The 19,762-nt window shown below is 70.2% G+C and carries 14 protein-coding genes; 9 read left to right on the top strand and 5 right to left on the bottom strand.

Features of this window, described 5'->3' with window-relative positions; all coding sequences use genetic code 11:
* Positions 1-65 precede the first annotated feature (65 nt).
* Together AC1DV7_RS16570 and AC1DV7_RS16565 are read right to left on the bottom strand one after the other, a co-directional pair.
* Entirely contained in the window at positions 66-290 is a 225-nt protein-coding gene (locus AC1DV7_RS16570) for an RNA-binding S4 domain-containing protein (RefSeq protein ID WP_477598408.1), read from the bottom strand.
* Between the two features lie 19 nt (positions 291-309).
* Positions 310-603: a WhiB family transcriptional regulator gene (locus AC1DV7_RS16565; RefSeq protein WP_477598406.1), complete on the bottom strand. Its 294-nt coding sequence runs from the start codon at positions 601-603 to the stop codon at positions 310-312.
* Between the two features lie 215 nt (positions 604-818).
* On the opposite strand from AC1DV7_RS16565, the gene guaB reads away from it, so the two are divergent.
* The 4 genes from guaB to AC1DV7_RS16545 all read left to right on the top strand — a co-directional run bounded on the left by guaB (position 819) and on the right by AC1DV7_RS16545 (position 7,250).
* Positions 819-2,405, top strand: coding sequence for an IMP dehydrogenase (gene guaB / locus AC1DV7_RS16560; protein ID WP_477598404.1), 1,587 nt, complete (start codon positions 819-821; stop codon positions 2,403-2,405).
* Between the two features lie 312 nt (positions 2,406-2,717).
* Entirely contained in the window at positions 2,718-3,839 is a 1,122-nt protein-coding gene (locus AC1DV7_RS16555) for a GuaB3 family IMP dehydrogenase-related protein (protein ID WP_477598402.1), read from the top strand.
* A gap of 133 nt (positions 3,840-3,972) precedes the next feature.
* A complete protein-coding gene (locus tag AC1DV7_RS16550) occupies positions 3,973-5,565 on the top strand; it encodes a succinic semialdehyde dehydrogenase (protein WP_477598401.1) in 1,593 nt (530 codons plus the stop codon).
* Positions 5,562-7,250: a GMC oxidoreductase gene (locus AC1DV7_RS16545; RefSeq protein WP_477598399.1), complete on the top strand. Its 1,689-nt coding sequence runs from the start codon at positions 5,562-5,564 to the stop codon at positions 7,248-7,250. The genes AC1DV7_RS16550 and AC1DV7_RS16545 overlap by 4 nt, the downstream gene beginning before the upstream one ends.
* A 150-nt stretch (positions 7,251-7,400) precedes the next feature.
* On the opposite strand, the gene AC1DV7_RS16540 is transcribed toward AC1DV7_RS16545, so the two are convergent.
* Both AC1DV7_RS16540 and AC1DV7_RS16535 read right to left on the bottom strand, forming a co-directional pair.
* Positions 7,401-9,185 carry an ABC transporter ATP-binding protein gene (locus AC1DV7_RS16540; RefSeq protein ID WP_477598411.1) on the bottom strand — a complete coding sequence of 595 codons (1,785 nt, stop codon included), beginning with the start codon at positions 9,183-9,185 and terminating at the stop codon, positions 7,401-7,403.
* Between the two features lie 38 nt (positions 9,186-9,223).
* Entirely contained in the window at positions 9,224-10,972 is a 1,749-nt protein-coding gene (locus tag AC1DV7_RS16535) for an ABC transporter transmembrane domain-containing protein (RefSeq protein ID WP_477598398.1), read from the bottom strand.
* 145 nt (positions 10,973-11,117) lie between these two features.
* Here AC1DV7_RS16535 and AC1DV7_RS16530 point away from each other — a divergent pair, with 145 nt between their 5' ends.
* From AC1DV7_RS16530 to AC1DV7_RS16510, 5 genes are all read left to right on the top strand, one after another.
* Positions 11,118-11,897, top strand: coding sequence for an SURF1 family protein (locus AC1DV7_RS16530; RefSeq protein WP_477598396.1), 780 nt, complete (start codon positions 11,118-11,120; stop codon positions 11,895-11,897).
* Positions 11,890-12,225 (top strand): DUF3817 domain-containing protein, encoded by a 336-nt coding sequence (locus tag AC1DV7_RS16525; RefSeq protein ID WP_477598394.1) that lies wholly within the window; start codon positions 11,890-11,892, stop codon positions 12,223-12,225. Before AC1DV7_RS16530 ends, AC1DV7_RS16525 begins: the two co-directional genes overlap by 8 nt.
* A 127-nt stretch (positions 12,226-12,352) precedes the next feature.
* The gene (guaA, locus tag AC1DV7_RS16520; protein ID WP_477598409.1) at positions 12,353-13,918 is read left to right on the top strand and encodes a glutamine-hydrolyzing GMP synthase; all 1,566 of its coding nucleotides are present in this window, start codon (positions 12,353-12,355) and stop codon (positions 13,916-13,918) included.
* A gap of 13 nt (positions 13,919-13,931) precedes the next feature.
* A complete protein-coding gene (locus AC1DV7_RS16515; RefSeq protein WP_477598392.1) occupies positions 13,932-14,651 on the top strand; it encodes a lysophospholipid acyltransferase family protein in 720 nt (239 codons plus the stop codon).
* 694 nt (positions 14,652-15,345) lie between these two features.
* Positions 15,346-16,893: an RNA-directed DNA polymerase gene (locus AC1DV7_RS16510; protein WP_477598390.1), complete on the top strand. Its 1,548-nt coding sequence runs from the start codon at positions 15,346-15,348 to the stop codon at positions 16,891-16,893.
* A 209-nt stretch (positions 16,894-17,102) separates the two neighbouring features.
* On the opposite strand, the gene AC1DV7_RS16505 is transcribed toward AC1DV7_RS16510, so the two are convergent.
* Complete coding sequence (locus tag AC1DV7_RS16505) at positions 17,103-19,751, bottom strand: RCC1 domain-containing protein (RefSeq protein ID WP_477598388.1); 2,649 nt, start codon at positions 19,749-19,751, stop codon at positions 17,103-17,105.
* Positions 19,752-19,762: the final 11 nt, after the last annotated feature.

The raw sequence follows: 19,762 nt of genomic DNA, 5'->3' as shown, positions 1-19,762 counted from the left end.
GCCCGGTGCCGGGCGCGGTGCGGCCCCCTGCGCGCCGCCGGGCCGTCGCGTGAGGCGTGCGGCGCTCAGCCGCCGGGGACCACGCGGATCGACTCCCCGGCATACGTCACGACCTGGCCGGGCCGCACCTGGGACCCGCGGCGGGGCACCACGACGCCGTCGACGCTCACCTCGCCGTTCTCGATGACCGCGCGGGCCATGGCTCCGTCGTCGACGACCCCGGCGAGCTTGAGCAGCTGGCCGAGCCGGATCGACTCGTCACGGATGGGTACGTCGGTGGGGCTGCTCACGCAGCCGAGTCTAGGTCGCTCAGCTGGCGGCCGGGACGGCGTGGCCGGCGTAGTACGCCTCACGCTCGTCCTCGGTCATCGCGCCCCAGACGCCGTAGGGCTCCCGGACCCGCAGCGCGTGGTCGCGGCACTGCCGCAGGACCGGACAGGCGAGGCAGACCTCCTTGGCCTGGGAGTCCCGCGACCTTCGGGCAGGACCGCGCTCGCCTTCGGGGTGGAAGAACACCTCGGGGTTCACCTGCCTGCAGGACCCCTCCAGCTGCCAGTCCCAGAGGTCGGCAACAGGTCCTGGAAGTCGCGAAAGCTCAGCCATGTCGTCCTCAGCTCCTCGCGGCACGGTGCCGCTCCTCTCGGACGCTACCGCCCTGTGACCTGCGGAAACAGGCCCGTAACGTAAGGAGTTGTTCAAGAGGCGGGGTGATCGTCCGGTGTCCCAGATCATGGGATGGGGGTTGCCAAACGGGCGTCTGGAGACGGTGGGTGGCGTGGTGGTACGAGGCGGTCCTGACGGCCCGTTACGATTGGGCAATGAGCCTTGGTGTGGACTCCCGACTCCCCGATCTGACCACCACGGAGGCCGCGGTCGCCGCGCAGGCGTCGCGCGCCGAGCTCGACGACGACCACGACCCGTTCGGCAAGCTGGGTCTGACCTACGACGACGTGCTGCTGCTGCCGGGCGAGACCGACGTCATCCCGTCCGAGGTCGACACCACCGCGCGCCTCACCCGTGAGATCTCGCTGCGCGTCCCCCTCGTGTCGGCTGCCATGGACACGGTCACCGAGTCGCGGATGGCGATCGCGATGGCGCGCCAGGGCGGCCTGGGCATCCTCCACCGCAACCTCTCGATCGAGGACCAGGCCTACCAGGTCGACCTGGTCAAGCGGACCCAGACGGGCATGATCTCCAACCCCGTCACCATCGGCCCCGACGCCACCCTCGAGGACCTCGACCGCCGGTGCGGCGAGTACCGCGTCTCCGGACTGCCCGTGGTCGACCCCGGCAACACGCTCCTGGGCATGATCACCAACCGCGACCTGCGGTTCACGCCTGTCGCCGAGTGGGGGACCACCCTCGTCCGGGACGTGATGACGCCGATGCCGCTGGTGACCGGCCGGGTCGGCATCTCCCGCGAGGACGCCACGGCCCTGCTCCGTCAGCACAAGCGCGAGCGGCTGCCCCTGGTCGACGAGGCCGGCCGGCTCGCGGGCCTGATCACCGTCAAGGACTTCGTGAAGTCCGAGCAGTTCCCCGACGCGAGCAAGGACGCGCACGGCCGCCTGCTCGTGGGTGCCGCCGTCGGCTACTTCGGCGAGGCCTGGGAGCGCGCCACGACCCTCGTCGAGGCCGGGGTCGACGTGCTCGTCGTCGACACCGCCCACGGTCACGCCCGACTGCTGCTCGACATGATCCGGCGGATCAAGTCCGACCCCGCCACGGCCCACGTCCAGGTCATCGGCGGCAACGTCGCGACGCGCGCCGGTGCCCAGGCACTGGTCGACGCGGGTGTCGACGCCGTCAAGGTCGGTGTCGGCCCGGGCTCGATCTGCACCACCCGCGTGGTCGCCGGGGTGGGCGTTCCGCAGGTGACGGCCATCTACGACGCCTCGCTCGCCTGCCGCCGGGCCGGGGTGCCGGTGATCGGTGACGGTGGCCTGCAGTACTCCGGCGACATCGCCAAGGCGCTCGTGGCCGGCGCCGACACCGTGATGCTCGGGTCGCTGCTCGCCGGCTGCGAGGAGAGCCCCGGCGAGCTGATCTTCGTCAACGGCAAGCAGTTCAAGTCCTACCGCGGCATGGGCTCGCTCGGGGCCATGTCGTCGCGGGGCAAGAAGTCCTACTCCAAGGACCGCTACTTCCAGGCCGACGTCACGAGCGACGACAAGATCGTGCCCGAGGGCATCGAGGGCCAGGTCGCCTACCGTGGCCCGCTCGGCAACGTCGTCCACCAGCTGGTCGGGGGCCTGCACCAGTCGATGTTCTACGTCGGAGCCGCCACCGTCCCCGAGCTCAAGCGGCGCGGGAGCTTCGTGCGGATCACCTCCGCCGGCCTCAAGGAGAGCCACCCGCACGACATCCAGATGACCATCGAGGCGCCCAACTACGGCGGTCGCTGAGCGACCTCGCCGCGGCCCGACGGCCCGCCTGCCCCACGAGCAGGGGACGTATGCCGGGTGGTGGACACCCGGGATACGTATTTGGTGGGAGCCGGGCCGGGAGGTGGCGACCTACGCTCTGACCACGGCCAGGTCTTGTGGTCGGAGCAGGGGACATGCTCATCGAGGAACCTCGCCAGCGCGGTCACTGGCCGCGTCAGGCGACCCCATGGCGTCCCGTCGTCGACCGCCCCCTCACCCCGGCGGCGGGACGTCATCTCACGCGCGGTCGGACGGTCCGATCCGCTGTGGTTGGACCGGTAGGCTCCCCCGGTGACTGAGATCGAGATCGGACGCGGCAAGCGCGGCCGTCGGGCGTACTCCTTCGACGACATCGCAGTGGTGCCCTCACGGCGCACCCGCGACCCTGAGGAGGTGTCCGTGGGGTGGCAGATCGACGCCTACCACTTCGACATCCCCGTCATCGCCGCGCCGATGGACTCGGTGATGTCGCCCGAGTCCGCCATCGCCCTGGGCCGCCTCGGGGGCCTGCCCGTCCTCGACCTCGAGGGGCTGTGGACCCGCTACGAGGACCCGACGCCGCTGCTCGCCGAGATCGCGACGCTCGACCCGGCGCTCGCGACGTCGCGGATGCAGGAGATCTACGCCGCGGACATCCAGCCCGACCTGGTCACCGAGCGGCTCCGCCAGATCCGTGAGGCAGGGGTCACCGTGGCCGGTGCCCTGAGCCCGCAGCGCACCCAGCAGTTCTGGAAGACCGTGGTCGACGCTGGGGTCGACCTGTTCGTGATCCGCGGCACGACCGTCAGCGCCGAGCACGTCTCCGGCCGCGCGGAGCCGCTCAACCTCAAGCGGTTCATCTACGAGCTCGACGTCCCGGTGATCGTGGGCGGCGCGGCGTCATACACCGCCGCCCTGCACCTCATGCGCACCGGTGCCGCGGGGGTCCTCGTCGGCTTCGGCGGCGGAGCCGCCCACACGACCCGGCGCACCCTGGGCATCCACGCGCCTATGGCCAGCGCCATCGCCGACGTCGCGGCGGCACGGCGCGACTACCTCGACGAGTCGGGTGGTCGCTACGTCCACGTCATCGCCGACGGTGGCATGGGCGACAGCGGCGACATCGTCAAGGCCGTCGCCTGTGGCGCGGACGCGGTCATGCTGGGTGCGGCCCTGGCCAGGGCCACCGACGCGCCCGGCCGCGGTCACCACTGGGGGCCCGAGGCACACCACCAGGACCTGCCGCGCGGCGAGCGTGTCGAGGTCGGGGCCATCGCCCCACTCGAGGAGATCCTCTTCGGCCCCGGCCGGACGGCCGACGGCACGACCAACCTGGTCGGTGCGCTGCGCCGCGCCATGGCCACCACCGGCTACTCCGACCTCAAGGAGTTCCAGCGGGTCGAGGTCGTGGTGGCGCCCTACCAGCGCAGCTGACCCCCGCCTTCCCCGACTTCGTGCCGCTGAGGCGCCAGGACGGGGCTGGTTGTCCCCGTCCTTGCGTCCCGGCGGCACGAAGTCGGGATCCTACTGGGTGGTAACTGGGCTGCGACGGACCTAGGCTCGCCCCATGGCTCACGACGTCGTTGCCGACCCCGAGACCGACCCCACCGCCACGTATGCCGTGGACCCGGCCCTGGTGCGCCGGCTGGTGCGGCGCGTGGTGTCCGCCCCCAGGTCCGCCACCCACACGAGCCACACCCCGATGACGGGTGCGCCCCTGGGGTCCCTGCCCCTGTCCACGCGCGACGACGTGGCGGTCGCCGTCGACGCCGCCCGCGCCGCGCAACGCGCGTGGGCAGGCACCCCGATGGAGCTGCGGGAGCGGATCTTCCTGCGGTTCCACGACCTCGTGCTCGAGCGCCAGGTGCAGCTGCTCGACCTCGTGCAGCTCGAGTCGGGCAAGACCCGGCTGCAGGCCTTCGAGGAGGTCGCCGACGTCGCGATCGTGTCCCGTCACTACGCGCGGTCGGCTGCGTCCTCCCTGCGGCCGCGACGCCGAGCCGGCCTGTTCCCGCTGCTCACCCAGAGCGTCGAGCACCACCACCCCAAGGGTGTCGTGGGCATCGTCAGCCCGTGGAACTACCCGCTCAGCCTGGCCATCACCGACGCCATCCCCGCGGTGCTCGCGGGCAACGCGGTCGTGCTGCGCCCCGACCTGCAGTCCTCGCTCACCGCCCTGCAGGTCGTGCAGCTCCTCACCGAGGCCGGGCTCCCCGAGTCGGTGCTCCAGGTCGTCCTGGGTGACGGTCCGACGGTGGGGCAGGCGGTCGTCGACCTCACCGACTACGTCTGCTACACCGGGTCGACCGAGACCGGGCGCCGCGTCGCGGAGTCGATCGCGGGTCGGCTCGTGGGCTACTCGCTCGAGCTCGGCGGCAAGAACTCCATGTACGTCGCCGAGGACGCCGACCTCGACCGCGCGGTGCAGGGTGCGGTGCGCACCTGCTTCTCGTCGGCGGGTCAGCTGTGCATCTCGGTCGAGCGGCTGCTGGTGCACGAGAGCATCGCCGACGAGTTCACGCGGCGGTTCGTCGAGGCGGTGCGGGGGCTGCGGCTCGGGTCCGACCTGGCCTACGGCCCCGACATGGGTTCGCTCGTGTCGGCCGCGCAGCTGGCACGCGTTGCCGCGCACGTCGATGACGCCCGCGCTAAGGGGGCCACGGTGCTCGTCGGCGGCAAGGCCCGACCCGACCTCGGTCCCTACTTCTACGAGCCGACGGTCGTCGCGGGTGTCACTGCGGCGATGGACCTGCGCGACGACGAGACCTTCGGCCCGGTCGTGGCCCTCTATCGCGTCCACAGCGACGAGGAGGCCATCCGGTTCGCCAACGACACCGAGTACGGCCTCAACGCCAGCGTGTGGACGCGCGACGTCGGCCGTGGGCGCCGGATCGCTACCGCCATCCAGGCCGGCACCGTCAACGTCAACGAGGGGTATGCCGCCGCGTGGGGCAGCGTCGCAGCCCCGATGGGCGGCATGAAGCAGTCGGGCCTCGGCCGCCGCCACGGTGCCGAGGGGATCCTCAAGTACACCGAGTCGCAGAACGTCACGGCGCAGTACCTGCTCCCGATCGCGCCGGTCGGCAGCCTGAGCCAGGAGACCTATGCCCGGCTGATGACCGGTGCCCTCCAGGTCCTCAAGTCACTGGGCCGCCGGTGACCGACTACGACGTGGTCGTCGTCGGGTCGGGGTTCGGCGGCTCGGTGACGGCCCTGCGCCTGGCCGAGAAGGGGTACCGGGTCCACGTCGTCGAGTCCGGTCGGCGGTTCCGCGACGAGGACTTCGCCCGGACGTCGTGGGACCTGCGGCGCTACCTCTGGGCGCCCCGGCTCAAGTGCTTCGGCGTCCAGCGCATCCACCGGCTCCCCGACGTCGTGGTGCTGGCCGGCGCGGGGGTCGGCGGGGGCTCGCTCAACTACGCCAACACGCTGTACGTCCCGCCCGAGTCGTTCTTCCGCGACCGGCAGTGGGCCGACATCACGGACTGGCGCGACGAGCTCGAGCTGCACTACGCCATGGCGTCGACGATGCTGGGCGTCCAGACCAACCCGTGCGAGGGCCTGGTCGAGGAGGTCATGCGCCAGACGGCAGCCGACCTGGGTGTCGCGGACACGTTCGCCAAGACGCCGACGGGGGTGTTCTACGGCATGCCGGGGCGGCGCGTCCCCGATCCGTACTTCGGTGGTGCCGGGCCTGACCGGACCGGCTGCACCCAGTGCGGCAACTGCATGGTGGGCTGTCGCGTCGGGGCCAAGAACACGCTCGTGAAGAACTACCTCGCCCTCGCCGAGAAGCTCGGGGTCACCATCGAGCCGTTGCGCACGGTCGTGCGGGTCGCCCCGGCTCCGGGCGGCGGGTATGGCGTGACTCACGAGTCCTCGGGCGCGTGGTTCCGCAAGGCTCCCCGCACCATCACGGCCGACCAGGTGGTCTTCGCCGGCGGGACCTGGGGCACCCAGAAGCTCCTGCACACGCTCCGGGACACCGGTGCGTTGCCGCACCTGTCGAGCCGGCTCGGGCACCTCACCCGCACGAACTCCGAAGCGGTCAACGGGGTCATGCTCGAGCGGGTCGCTGAGGGCCTGGACCTGTCCCACGGGGTGGCGATCACCTCGTCCTTCCACCCCGACGGCGACACCCACGTCGAGAGCGTGCGGTACGGCAAGGGCTCGAACGCCATGGGGGTCCTCGGCACGATCCTCGTGCCCGGCGACAAGCTGCCGAGGCCGGTCCAGTTCGTCGTCGAGGCGGCCAAGCACCCGGTCGTCTTCCTGCGGTCGCTGTCGCAGTACCGCTGGAGCGAGCGCACCGTCATCGGCCTCATCATGCAGACCCGCGACAACTCCCTGCAGGTCAGTGGGCGGGCGGGCCGGTTCGGTCGCTCCCTCACGTCCCGCCAGGGGCACGGGGAGCCCAACCCGACCTTCATCCCTTCGGGTCAGGCGGCCATGCGGGCGCTGGCCGCCCGCCTGTCGGCGGCGACCGGGCTGCGCGCCTTCCCCGGGAGCAGCGTCACGGAGATCGCGAACATCCCGCTCACGGCCCACTTCCTCGGCGGCGCGGTGATCGGGTCCACCCCCGAGCGAGGGGTCATCGACGGCTACCACCGCGTCTGGGGCTACCCGGATCTGCACGTGGTCGACGGCTCCGCCGTCTCGGCCAACCTGGGCGTCAACCCCTCGCTGACCGTCACGGCCCAGGCGGAGCGCGCCATGTCCCTGTGGCCCGTCAAGGGCGAGGCCGACCCACGGCCGGCGCAGGCGCAGGAGTACGTCCGGGTCGAACCGGTCCGGCCCACGCGACCCGCGGTCACGGCATACACCCACGACACGGCCAGGGTCTGACTGCGGCTGTAAGGCCGCGGCTGGCGAGAGACGAGCGGTGATGAGAGCCCCTGCATCTCATCGCCGCCCGCCTCGGGAGGCGCGACTGGAGACGAGCCGGGGGTGGGTCTCCAGTCGCGCCACCCAGACAACGACCACGCGAGCAGGGGGTTACGTGTCCTGCCGAAAAACTTCCTGCGGACCCGGACCGGGGCGCGATGCAGCTGGTGCGGCCCCGGCGACCGGCTCGTCGCGCCATGAGGCCCACAGGGCGGCATACGGACCGCCGGCGGCGACCAGCTCGTCGTGCGAGCCGATCTCGCTGACCCGTCCGTCCTCGACGACGGCCACCCGGTCGGCGTCGTGCGCGGTGTGCAGGCGGTGCGCGATGGCGACGACGGTACGGCCCTCGACCACGGCGGCCAGGGACCGCTCCAGGTGCCGGGCCGCACGCGGGTCGAGCAAGGACGTCGCCTCGTCGAGCACGAGCGTGTGCGGGTCGGCGAGGACCAGCCGTGCCAGGGCCAGCTGCTGCGACTGCGCCTCCGTCAGCACGTGACCACCGCTGCCGACCACGGTGTCGAGGCCGTCGGGCAGCTCGCTGGACCACTCGTGGGCGTCGACCGCCCGCAGCGCCTCCTGGAGCTCCTCGGAGGACGCCGCCGGCCGCGCGAGCAGCAGGTTGTCGGCGAGCGTGCCCACGAAGACGTGGTGCTCCTGGGTCACCAGCGCGACCTCGCCCCGCAGCCGCCCGAGCGTGAGGTCGACGAGCGGAACCCCGCCCACCGACACGCGCCCCTCGCGCGGACCGTCGATGCCTGCCATGAGCCGGCCCAGCGTGGACTTGCCCGCCCCGGACGGACCCACGATGGCGAGCCGCTCGCCCGGGCGCAGGTCGAGGTCGACCCCGCGCAGGACGTCGTGACCGGTGCGGTACGCGTAGCGCACGTCGCGGACCTCGAGGTCGGAGCCGGCCGGCTGCTGCCCTGTGGCGGTGCGGTCGGCCGGGACCTCGCCGACGCCGATGACCCGCGCGAGCGAGGTCGCGCCGACCTGGATCTCGTCGAGCCAGCCGAGCACCTCGTCGAGGGGACCGACCATCTGCTGGATGTACAGCGTCACCGCGGTGGCGGCCCCGGCCGTGATGTGGCCGTTGATCGCCAGCCAGCCGCCCCAGACGATGGCGCCCGCCGTCGGCACGTAGTACCCGAACACGACGAACGGGAACCAGCGCAGCCGCAGCCCGAGGGTGTACTTCTCGGCGTCGAAGCACTCGCGCAGCGCCTCGTGGAACCGTGAGCGCCGCACCCCGGCCAGCGACAGGGCGTCGATGGTGCGGGCACCGTCGGCGGTCTGGGCGACCACTCCGTTGAGCCGCGCGTAGGTGGCTCGCTCCCAGAGGTAGCCGTCGGCCGCCTTGCGCAGGTAGCGCCGGGTGGAGAACCAGTAGAACGGCAGGCCGAACAGGATCGGCAGCGTCGCGAGCGGCGCGGTGAACAGGGCGGACACGATCGTCATCACGACGGTCATGCCGGCCACGAAGAGCGAGGGGATGCCGAACCGCACGACGTGCGACAGCGCCTCGACGTCGTTGGTGGTGCGGGCCACGAGGTCACCGGTGCCGGCCCGCTCGACGGTGGACAGCGGCAGGTTCACCGCGCGCCCGACGAACTGCTCGCGCAGCTCGGCGAACACCGTCTCGCCCAGGACGAACGCCATCCGACGCGCCGCCCAGGTCAGCAGCGTCTGCGTGACGACGGCGACGGCGAGCCCGATGGCGATCCGGTCGATGGTCGTGCCCGACGACGGGCCGCTCACCTCGTCGACGAGGCGCCCCACGAGGAACGGGCCCGCGAGCGCGGCGAGGGCGGCAAGGGCGTGCAGCACCAGCACCTGGGTGAGCAGCCGCCGGTGCGTGCCCATCAGCGTGCGGGTGTGCCGGACGACGGCGCGCATGTCGGCGATCGGCAGGGTGCGCCGGGCGTGGTCGGTGATCACTGGTCGTCCTCCTCTCCGCGCAGCACGACATGTCGGTATGCCGGGTGTGCCAGGAGCTCGCGGTGCGTGCCCTGGGCGGTGGCGAGGCCGTCCTCGAGCAGGACGACGTGGTCGGCTGCCCCGAGCAGCAGCGGGCTGGCCGTGGTGACCACGGTGGTGCGGCCCCGCCGGTGCCGGGCCAGCCGCCCGGCGATGCGGGCCTCGGTGTGGGCATCGACGGCGCTGGTGGGCTCGACCAGCACCAGCACGGGCGCCTCGGTCATGAGGGCGCGCGCGAGGGCGAGGCGCTGGCGCTGGCCGCCGGAGTACGAGCGGCCCCGCTCCTCGACGAACCCGTCGAGGCCGTCGGGCAGCGCGTCGAGGACGTCGTCGGCGCTCGCGGTGTCGAGCGCACGCCGCACCGGGCTGTCCGAGCTGCCAGCTGCGGAGGCGGACGCGGACGCGGATGCGGCCGCGCCGATGAGCTGGTCGCGCAGCACCCCGGAGAACAACCGCGGGTCGGGCTCGCTCACCACGATGCGCCGGCGGACCTCGCCGATCGCCAGGTCGTCGAGCCGGATCCCGCCCCACGTGGTCTGGTGCGGCCCGGGTCCGTGCCGGCCGAGCCGGTCGGCGAGTGCCGCGGACTCCTCGGGGCGAGCCGACACGATGGCCGTCAGGAGCCCGCCACGGATCGTGGTGCCCGACAGCGGGTCCATGAGGTCGTCGTCGTCGGAGGGTGCCTCGGCGCGAGACGGGGCGGCGCGGTCGTGGTCAGGGGCCACGGCCATGATCCGCAGCATCTTGCCGGCCGCGATCTGCGCCCGGATGCCGCGGTCCACGACCTCGATCGCGGTCTGCAGCGGCATGGTCAGGAACGCGGTGTAGCCGTAGAACGCCACGAGCTGTCCAGCCGTGATCTCGCCACGCACCGCCTGGTGGGCGCCGAGCCACGTCACGAGCACCACGAAGACGCCAGGCAGCAGCACCTGGGCCGAGTCGAGCGCGGCCTGGATGCCGGCGACCCGCACACCGCGCTCGCGCACGCGAGCCGACTGCTCCTCATACCGCCGCAGGAAGGTCTGCTCGCCGCCGATGCCGCGCAGGACACGCAACCCGGCCACGGTGTCGGCGCCAAGGGTCGTGAGGCGGCCGGCCTCCTCACGCTGGAGGGCCTGCCGGCGCTGCAGCGGGCGCACGATGAAGGTCAGCAGCGCGAGCATGACCGGGCCGCCGAGCAGCACCAGCCACCCCAGCGGCGGCGACGCCGCGAGCAGGATCGCCCCGACGACGACATAGCTGACGACGGCGCCGGAGAACCGGCCCATGACGTCGTAGAGGCCGCCGAGCCGCATCACGTCGTTGGCGAACACCGTGACGACCTCGCCGGACGGCATGGTCCGGGTGAGGGTCGGGCCCGCGCGCTCGGCGCCGAGGGCGGTGAGCTGGGCCCCGCGGTACGACGCGTAGAGCCAGTTGTGCACCGCGAAGTAGTGGCGGGCGGCCGCGGCCGAGGCGGCGACGACCCCCAGCGCGAGCAGGGCCAGGGCCCATCGCAGGAGGCCCGACCGGTCGCCGGGCACGATGCCCTCGTCGACGCCCTTGCCCACGGCCGCCGGGATGAGGGCGATCGAGACCATCCAGACCATCCCCGTCAGCATGCCCAGCACCTGGGTGCGCCACTGCTTCCGGGCGACCCACACCATGAAGCGCAGGGAGCTGCGGGTGTCGGGCGTGCCGGGGTCAGGGAACGGGATCGTCTGCATCAGGCCTCCCACGGTAGGTGCCGGGTGTCGCCGACCGACACCGGTTTTACGCCGGGCGGTGCGTGGGCGGCGTGGCGGCCGGCGCCGCGTGGCGACTCGTGGCTCCCCGTCATCCACGGTCCGAGGCGTCCCGTAGCCTGACCCGGTGCTGCGAACCGCCCTCAAGCCCCGCTGGCTTGGCCTGTTCGCCGTCCTCGTCGTGATCCTCGTGACGTTCACCCAGCTCGGCCTGTGGCAGCTGCACGTCGCGCAGGACAAGGGCCTCGCAGACGCGCTGCGCAAGGCTCACGAGGCACGTCCAGCGTTGCTGGACACCGTGATCCGACCGCACGAGCCCTTCCCGAACCCCCAGTCGGGCCGGGCGGTCACGGCCATCGGGACGTATGCCGCGGACGCGCAGGTCCTCGTCGGGCCGCGCCGGCTGGAGGGCGAGACCGGGTGGTGGGTCCTCACCCCGCTCGACCTCCAGGAGAGCGGGGCGCGGCTCGCCGTCGTGCGCGGCTTCGTCACCGACCCGGCCGTGGTGCAGGCTCCGCCGGCCGGTGTGGTGTCGGTCGACGGGTCATTGGCCCCGGGGGAGTCGCCGAGCCCGGCGCCGGCCGTCCCCGCCGGGGCTCCGTCGGGCACGCGGGTGTTCGGGAGCATCGACCTGTCGCTGTTCGTCAACGAGTGGCCCGGCGAGATCTACAACGCGTTCACGTTCGCGCAGTCCGAGAAGTCGGCGACCGGTGCCGGGATCGCCCCGCCGCAGGGGCTGGAACGGGTGCCGCCGCCCCAGGTGACGGGCGGGCTCAAGTGGCGCAACGCGGCATACGCGCTGCAGTGGTGGCTGTTCGCGGGCTTTGCCGCCTTCATGTGGTTCAGGATGGTGCGCGATGATGCTCGACGTGACGACGACGAACCAGGAGCCCAGCAGCGTGAGTGAGATCAAGGACGTCGAGGCGGCCCGCAAGGCGCTGACCTTCTTCAAGGTCATGGCGCTGATCGTCGGTGTCGGGCTGCTGGTGCTCGTGCTCGAGATGGTGCTGCGCTACGGCTTCGACAACCATGCCCTCGACTGGTGGCCGCAGCCGCACGGGTTCATCTACATGGTCTACCTCGTGGCCAGTGCCAACCTCGGGTTCAAGGTCGGCTGGTCGCTGGGCAAGATGGTGCTGGTCATGCTGGCCGGGGTCGTGCCGTTCCTGTCGTTCTGGGCCGAGCGGAAGGTCGCGGCTGAGACCGAGGCGCGGCTCGCGGTGGCCCGCCGGTAGCCTTCACCCCGTGAGCGACCCCTCTGCCGCCAGCACTCCCACCGACGCGACCGCGGACGTCACGCAGGCCCAGGACGACGACCGTGTCGCCTCCGAGGGCGACGTCGTCGAGGCGCCCGTCACGCCGCTGCAGGCCAAGCCGGTCCTCGTGGTCGACTTCGGTGCCCAGTACGCACAGCTGATCGCCCGCCGCGTCCGCGAGGCCAACATCTACAGCGAGGTCGTGCCGCACACGGCCACGGTCGCCGAGCTGCTCGCCAAGGAGCCGGCCGCGATCGTCTTGTCCGGCGGCCCCTCGTCGGTCTATGCCGAGGGTGCGCCCGAGCTCGATGCGGCGCTGCTCGAGGCCGGGGTGCCGGTGTTCGGCATGTGCTACGGCTTCCAGTCGATGGTCCAGGCGCTCGGCGGCACCGTGGCCCACACGGGGCTGGGGGAGTATGGCGCCACGCCAGCCAACGTCTCGGACGTCTCCTCGACGCTGTTCAACGGCCAGCCCCAGGAGCAGTCGGTGTGGATGAGCCACGGCGACTCGGTCACCGAGGCGCCCTCGGGCATGCGGGTGACCGCCTCGACTGCGGGCGCGCCGGTCGCGGCGTTCGAGGACGACGACCGCAAGCTCTATGGCGTTCAGTGGCACCCCGAGGTGATGCACTCGACCTTCGGCCAACGTGTCCTGGAGAACTTCCTCTACAAGGGCGCCGGCCTCACCGGCGACTGGACCGCGGCGAACGTCGTCGAGGAGCTGGTCGGGTCGATCCGCGAGCAGGTCGGCGCCTCGCGTGTCCTGTGCGCCCTCTCCGGCGGCGTCGACTCCTCGGTCGCGGCGGCGCTGGTCCAGAAGGCTGTCGGTGACCAGCTCACCTGTGTGTTCGTCGACCACGGCCTGTTGCGCGCCGGCGAGGCGGAGCAGGTCGAGAAGGAGTTCGTCGCGGCGACCGGGGTCGACCTGCTCGTCGTCGAAGCCCGCGAGCGGTTCCTGTCGGCGCTGGCCGGGATCAGCGACCCCGAGGACAAGCGCAAGATCATCGGCCGCGAGTTCATCCGCGTGTTCGAGCAGGCGGCGCGCGACGTCGTGGGGTCGCGCGGCGACGACGAGCACCCGGTGGAGTTCCTCGTGCAGGGCACGCTCTATCCGGACGTCGTCGAGTCCGGGGGCGGCACCGGCGCGGCCAACATCAAGTCCCACCACAACGTCGGCGGGCTGCCGGACGACCTGCAGTTCAAGCTGGTCGAGCCGTTGCGCTCGCTGTTCAAGGACGAGGTCCGCCAGGTCGGGCTCGAGCTGGGGGTGCCCGAGGCGATCGTGTGGCGCCAGCCGTTCCCCGGCCCCGGCCTCGGCATCCGCATCGTCGGCGAGGTGACGGCCGAGCGGCTCGAGATCCTGCGGGCGGCCGACGCCATCGCGCGGCACGAGCTCACCGCTGCCGGCCTCGACCGCGAGATCTGGCAGTGCCCGGTGGTGCTGCTCGCCGACGTGCGCTCCGTGGGGGTGCAGGGTGACGGCCGCACGTACGGCCACCCGGTCGTGCTGCGGCCCGTGTCCTCGGAGGACGCGATGACGGCCGACTGGACCCGGGTGCCCTTCGACGTCCTCGCCAAGATCTCCACCCGCATCACCAACGAGGTGAAGGACGTCAACCGTGTCGTCCTCGACGTCACCAGCAAGCCGCCGGGCACCATCGAGTGGGAATGACCGTCGAGTGGGAATGACCTCGGGCAGCAGCGTCCAGGACCTCGCCAGCCGGTGGGTCATGCGGCACGTCCTCGTCGGGCCACCGATGGCGCTGGCGACCCGCCTGCACGTGGAGGGACGTGAGAACGTCCCCCAGTCGGGAGCGCTCATCGTCGCCTCCAACCACCTGTCGTTCTTCGACTCCATCGTCATCGCCCTCGCCGCGGGTCGTCAGGTGCACTTCCTCGGCAAGGCGGAGTACTTCCAAGGCACGGGATTGCGCGGGGGCGTGGTGCGCTGGTTCCACAGCGCGGCCGGGACGATCCCGGTCGACCGTTCGGACCCCCGGGCCGCCATGGCCTCGCTCGAGCTGGGGGAGGCGGTCCTGCGCCGGGGCGACGCGTTCGGGGTCTACCCCGAGGGCACCCGCTCACCTGACGGGCGGCTCCACCGCGGACGCACGGGCGTCGCGCGGATGGCAGTGTCGACGGGCGCGACCCTGGTGCCCTGCGCCGTCATCGGCACCGACAAGGTCCAGCCGCCAGGGTCGAACGGGTTCCGCCCCGCCAAGGTCACCGTGCGGTTCGGCCCGGCCATCGACGTCGCGGGGCTTCAGACGCAGTTCCAGAAGGCGGCGCTGCTGCGGGCCGTCACCGATGCGGTGATGGACGCGATCGGCGACCTGTCAGGGCAGGAGCGGTCGGGGCTCTATGCGTCCGACGTGAAGGCGTCGATGGGGCCCGCGGTCGGCTGAGCCGGGTAGTCATACGTCTGAAGCGGTGAGTCACTCCGCCCACAATGACGCACTCCTCGAGGGATCGCCCCGATGATCTGCCGACAGAAGGACACCACACCGTGGTCACGGTTGCCGACGCATGCAGCGGTGGGGACTGCCGATTAGTCGCGCAAGTTGTCGGCTGCATCGACCCGTCGGCGAACGGAGACTGATGCGGCCGCGCGTCGAGGCCGGCAACGGGTCAACCTGGGCCTCGGAGAACCTGAGTCGCCAGACCCGGACGGTCTGGCATCGTTGGGCCATGCCCGGACGAAGACGATTCCAGCCTGCAGACACAACCGAGATGCTTGACGCTCTCGCGACCTTAAACACCGAGCTAGAAGGGCTTCGGACGAAGCTCGCAGCCAATGAGTGCGATCAAACGGTCACACTCGACCGAGCCTGGCAAGGTCTCCAGGAACTCGCCTCAGTTATCGAGCCGCTCGTGCAGGACTACCGCGTACGCCATCGCTGATCGTCCATCTCGAACACCGAACTTCGGAGCACTTCACTGGGGTAATGCACCCAGCCCCCGTCGAGTTGTCAATGGAGTTGTCGTGCCCGCGAGTGCGGCGACCCCGTTGCCAACGCCTCCGACCGGGCGGAGAGTCAGGTCTCCTATCTCGATGCCAATGCCATGCCGTATGTGGTGGCGTATGAGACGCTCGCTGGCATGGCACGTGTCGAGTGGGGAAAGACTCTCGATTTTGGCGTGGCCGCTGCAAACGTGCGGGGCGAATTTATCGGGGATTGGCATCGTGATCCCTGGGGGTGGCCGGAAATCGGGTTCGTGTTGGGTAGTCGACCGGAGCTGTTGGTGGATCACTTGAACGGAACGGGGGCGCGGCGACCGGCTCTAATCGATATTCCGAAGGAGAACTGGGGTTCCCGACCGGCGGTCGTCTTGGACGTCCTCGACCGCTTGGCATATCAGGCTCTCGTCGACCGATTGAGTGTCGATCTCATCGGCCAGCTTCATCCGAGCGTTTACGGCTGGCGCCTCCCGCCGGCCACTTCTAGCCGTGGCGGTTACTCACACAACAGCCTGCAGTGGGATGCCTACCGGACCCATCTCAGCGAAGCTACGGCCTTCTTTGAAGCAGCGCTTGTTACCGATCTGGTCTCCTGCTTCGCCAGCATCTCTCTGGACCTAGTGCGCAATGGAGTAGACGACAAGTGCGCGAAGACTGCAGTGTCGCGCAGACTCTTCTCATTTCTGGAGGGTTTTGACCGAGTCTCGGAACGGTCCGGGCTGCCCCAGCGGTCTTTGGCCTCAGCAGTCTTGGCCAACCTGGTGCTAGGGCCGCTCGACGACGTTCTGGATCACCACGCCGTGGACATTCCTGGACTTTCTTTAGTCGGTGCGAAGCCATCCCCTAGCCGTCGGAGAAGCTGGACCCGCTGGATGGACGACATGTGGCTGTTCGGCGACGACCCAGCCCAGATGCGTCGTGCCCAAACAGAGCTCCAGGACGCGGCCCGAGCGCTGGGCATGAACATCAACTCGGCGAAGACTGCGCTCTTGGAGGGGGACGCTGTCGCCGAGAAGGCGCTCGAGATTGAGCACAGTGCGGTCGACGACGCCCTCGACAACCGCCAGGACAAGGCGCCGCTCGAGGAGCTAATCGACAAGCTCCTCGAGAATCCGGATACAGCCAGCCGTACAAGTCTGAAATTCGCGGCCACGAGGATGCGCGAACACAACAACCGTCACCGTGTCCGGGAGTTCGCACAGTTGGCTGAGCGGATGCCTCATGCGGCCGATGCGCTCATGCCCCTGTTCAAGGACGCGTTTACGCACGGAAGTCTTCAAGACTGGTTTCTCGAATACGCAAAGAGTGACTGGGCGTCCTACCAGTGGTCTGTCGGGCAGTACGTGCGCCTCTTTCCCAGCAACGTGCGGCCGCGAAAGGCTCTCCGTGACTGGGCAGCCTCGATGGTGGATGACAGCGACTCTTCGCTGCCGATGCTGGCGGTCGCGGCGCAGCGTCTTGCGGCTTGGGATCCGGGGGAAGCGAGAGCCGTGATCCGCTCGGCTCTATCGCGGTCGGCACACCCGCAGAATCGCCGCGCACTGGTTCTAGCCGCCCTGTCGGCCGGAGAGCCGCGGGCCACGGTCCGCAAGTGGATGGCGCAGGAGCCCGAGAACCATACAACTTTGGAGCTGCTGAAGCACGTCAACTTCGTGGCGCCGAAGGTCATCGCTGACTACGAGAACTAGCCAAACCGCGTCCGACGCCCCGACTCGGCGGGCGATCGATACCTGCCCAACAGGCCGGTGACGCCTCGCCTCACCAGACATCAATTGACGGGTGCGTCATTCCGCCGCGAGTGTGCCGTCAACGCTTAGTCGGTGACCGTGAGACCTGAAGGCCTGGCCCCGACGTCCGCGGTTCATGAGCGATCAAGTCAGTGCGGCCCCCGGGGCGGCTAGAGACCCAGAACGTCGACAGGGCTCGGGGATGACCTGGTCGTGCCATCGCCCAGCACTCCGTACCCGTTGTATCCCCAACACTTGGTGATCCCACCGTTAGTGAGCACACAACTGTGACTGAAGCCCGCGGTAATCGCTCGACTGCCAGAGGTCAGTCCGGTCACCTGAACCGGGACGAGCGAACGGGTGGTGACGCCGTTTCCAAGCTGGGAGAACTCGTTGTCGCCCCAACACTTGACGGCGCCAGCGCTCGTAACCGCGCACGTGTGGTTAGTACCAGCGGACACCGCGGTGACACCGGCGGTCAGTCCAGTCACCTGAACCGGGACCCTTGCGAGGGTGGTGCTGCCGTTGCCCAGTTGACCGTAGTGGTTGTAGCCCCAGCACTTGAGGGCTCCGCCACTCGCAATAGCGCACGTGTTGTCGCCACGCACGGATATCGCCGTGACACCGGAGGCCAGCCCGCTCACCTGGACAGGGATGCGAGAATCGGCGCTGCCACCGTTGCCCAGCTCACCGAAACCGTTGTAGCCCCAGCACTTCACGGCGCCGTTGGTGGTCAGGGCGCAGGTGTGGTCGCCGGTGGCGGAGACGGCGCTGACCCCGGCGGTCAATCCTGTTACCTGAACCGGGACTGATGAGTTAGTCGTGCCACCGTTACCCAACAGGCCGCCGAAGTTGTCGCCCCAGCACTTGACGGCCCCCCCGCTCGTGACCGCGCAGGAGCCCCGGTCCCCGGCTGAGATGGCGGTGACGCCGGCGGAAAGGCCGGTCACCGCCACAGGTACCGATGAGTCGGTGTTGCGGCCGTTCCCGAGCTGTCCGGAGCCATTGCTTCCCCAGCACTTGGCTGCGCCCCCGACGACGATCGCGCATGCGTGGCTGCCGCCCACGGCGATGGCAGTGACGCCGGACGTGAGGCCAGTCACCTGAACGGGAACTGGCGTGTCACCGTTGCTTACGCGGCCGTTGCCGAGTTGCCCAGTCTCGTTGTTTCCCCAGCATTTGGCGCCACCCGCGTTCGTGATCGCGCAGGTGTTGATGGGCCCTACCGCGATGGCACGGGCTGTCCCGGGGCCACCGTTTGGTGGTGGTGGGGCGCTAATGGCCCAGAGCCTCTTGGACCAGATGGTTTGGTTGGCGAGGGCGACTTGGGCGGGGGCGCCTTTCCAGAAGCAGGCGAGACAGGCGCCGAGGGTGGCGTCGAGTTTGCCGTCGAGACTGGCGATGGTGGTGCCAGTAGGGGTGCTGCTGGCGGTGAGAGTGGCCGTGAGGTCGCCGTTGAGTCCGACGAGGTCGTTGAGTGTGACCTCCGCGCCCAAAGTTCCGGTGAGTGTCGCTGTTGCGGTCGCCTGCGACAGCTGCAACGGTTCGGCGCTGTCGCGGCAGTAGTTAGTGGAGGACCCTCGACCCTCGCTCCAGTAGTAGCCGCTGTAGCAGGTCAGGCTGACCGCGGCATTGGCGGCGACCACAGCGTTTGCGGTAAGCGAGGCCTTTGGGGTCACTCGCAAGATGACGGCGCCGAGGTTGCCGGCCGGGACGACGCGGGTGATGGTTGGCAGGGTCACGCTGCAGGTACCGGAGGCTTTGAGGTCCGCATCGAAAGCCACGACGATGGTCCCCTCCAGCGACACCGCCGCGGTTTGCAGGCCACCGAAACCGAGGTACACATCGCCGATGTAGCCGACGTTGTGATTCCACACGGCCACCATGGTCGGGGTCAACGTGGGGGTAAGGGTCACCGAAGCCGTGGAGCTGGCAGACCCCGAGCAAGTGATTGCGGCCAGAGCCTGTGTGGACTCACCCATCTTGAGCACCTTGGGCCCAACCAGCACCGTCCCGGCGGCACCAGCGCCATCGGTGATCAGGGTGCCGCTGCTGTAGGCGGTACCGAAGTCTCCAGGACTCGTGCTCGCCACGGTAACCCCACCTGCAGCCGGGGCAACCGACTCGACGACGGCAACGGCACCGGATGGGGTGAGCGTCGACACTGGCAGGACAAGGACATCCTTGGCGGCGACCGTCACCCCCGTGGTTGTCACGCTGTCGATCGCTCCGGTGTCGTCCCGGTGGACCGATACCAGTTGGGTGGCAGTGACATTCTTGGTGGTCGACTCGGGCACCGTGACGACACAGGCCTGCTCCCTGCACTGGACCGGGACTGTCCTGGGCACAGACAGGGTCAGGAACCTGGAGGCCACCCTTTTCTGTGCGTCGGTCACGCCGACCTGCACGCGCCCGGAGCCGGTCGCCTTGGGCGTCCCCGACACCACTCCCGTGGCGGGGTCCAGGGCCAAACCAGCCGGCAGACCAGACGACGCCCAGGTGTAGGGCGCGGCTCCGCCGGCAGCCTGCAGCTGGGCTGTGTAGGGGGCACCTGCGACGGCGTTTGGCAACTCCGTAGTGGCGATTCCCAGGGTTCGGGGGGTCGCGTAGGTTTGCAGCGCGGTGGCGATCTTGGCCGACACCGTGCCGGTCCCGCCCAGGATCACGATCCGGCCGGGCTTGAGGCGCTTGAGCTCGGTAGCTACCGGAGCAGGCACGCCACCCGGAGCCAGCAGTAGGACCGGCCCACCACCGACCCCGCCAGCAGGACCACCAGACAGGGCATCAGGGAAGTTCGCGCCCGTGGCGACGTACGCCACCGACACTCCGG

This window comes from Pedococcus sp. P2_E4 (genome assembly GCF_056403935.1).
Note: the sequence above shows the minus strand (reverse complement) of the source record. Positions and strands in the feature narration are given on the sequence as shown.

Coding starts and splice junctions, on each gene's coding strand:
- AC1DV7_RS16535 (WP_477598398.1), bottom strand. CDS start 10,972: ATGCAGACGATCCCGTTCCCTGACCCCGGCACGCCCGACACCCGCAGC.
- AC1DV7_RS16510 (WP_477598390.1), top strand. CDS start 15,346: ATGGCACGTGTCGAGTGGGGAAAGACTCTCGATTTTGGCGTGGCCGCT.
- guaB (WP_477598404.1), top strand. CDS start 819: ATGAGCCTTGGTGTGGACTCCCGACTCCCCGATCTGACCACCACGGAG.
- AC1DV7_RS16565 (WP_477598406.1), bottom strand. CDS start 603: ATGGCTGAGCTTTCGCGACTTCCAGGACCTGTTGCCGACCTCTGGGAC.
- AC1DV7_RS16550 (WP_477598401.1), top strand. CDS start 3,973: ATGGCTCACGACGTCGTTGCCGACCCCGAGACCGACCCCACCGCCACG.
- AC1DV7_RS16540 (WP_477598411.1), bottom strand. CDS start 9,185: ATGCGCGCCGTCGTCCGGCACACCCGCACGCTGATGGGCACGCACCGG.
- AC1DV7_RS16515 (WP_477598392.1), top strand. CDS start 13,932: ATGACCTCGGGCAGCAGCGTCCAGGACCTCGCCAGCCGGTGGGTCATG.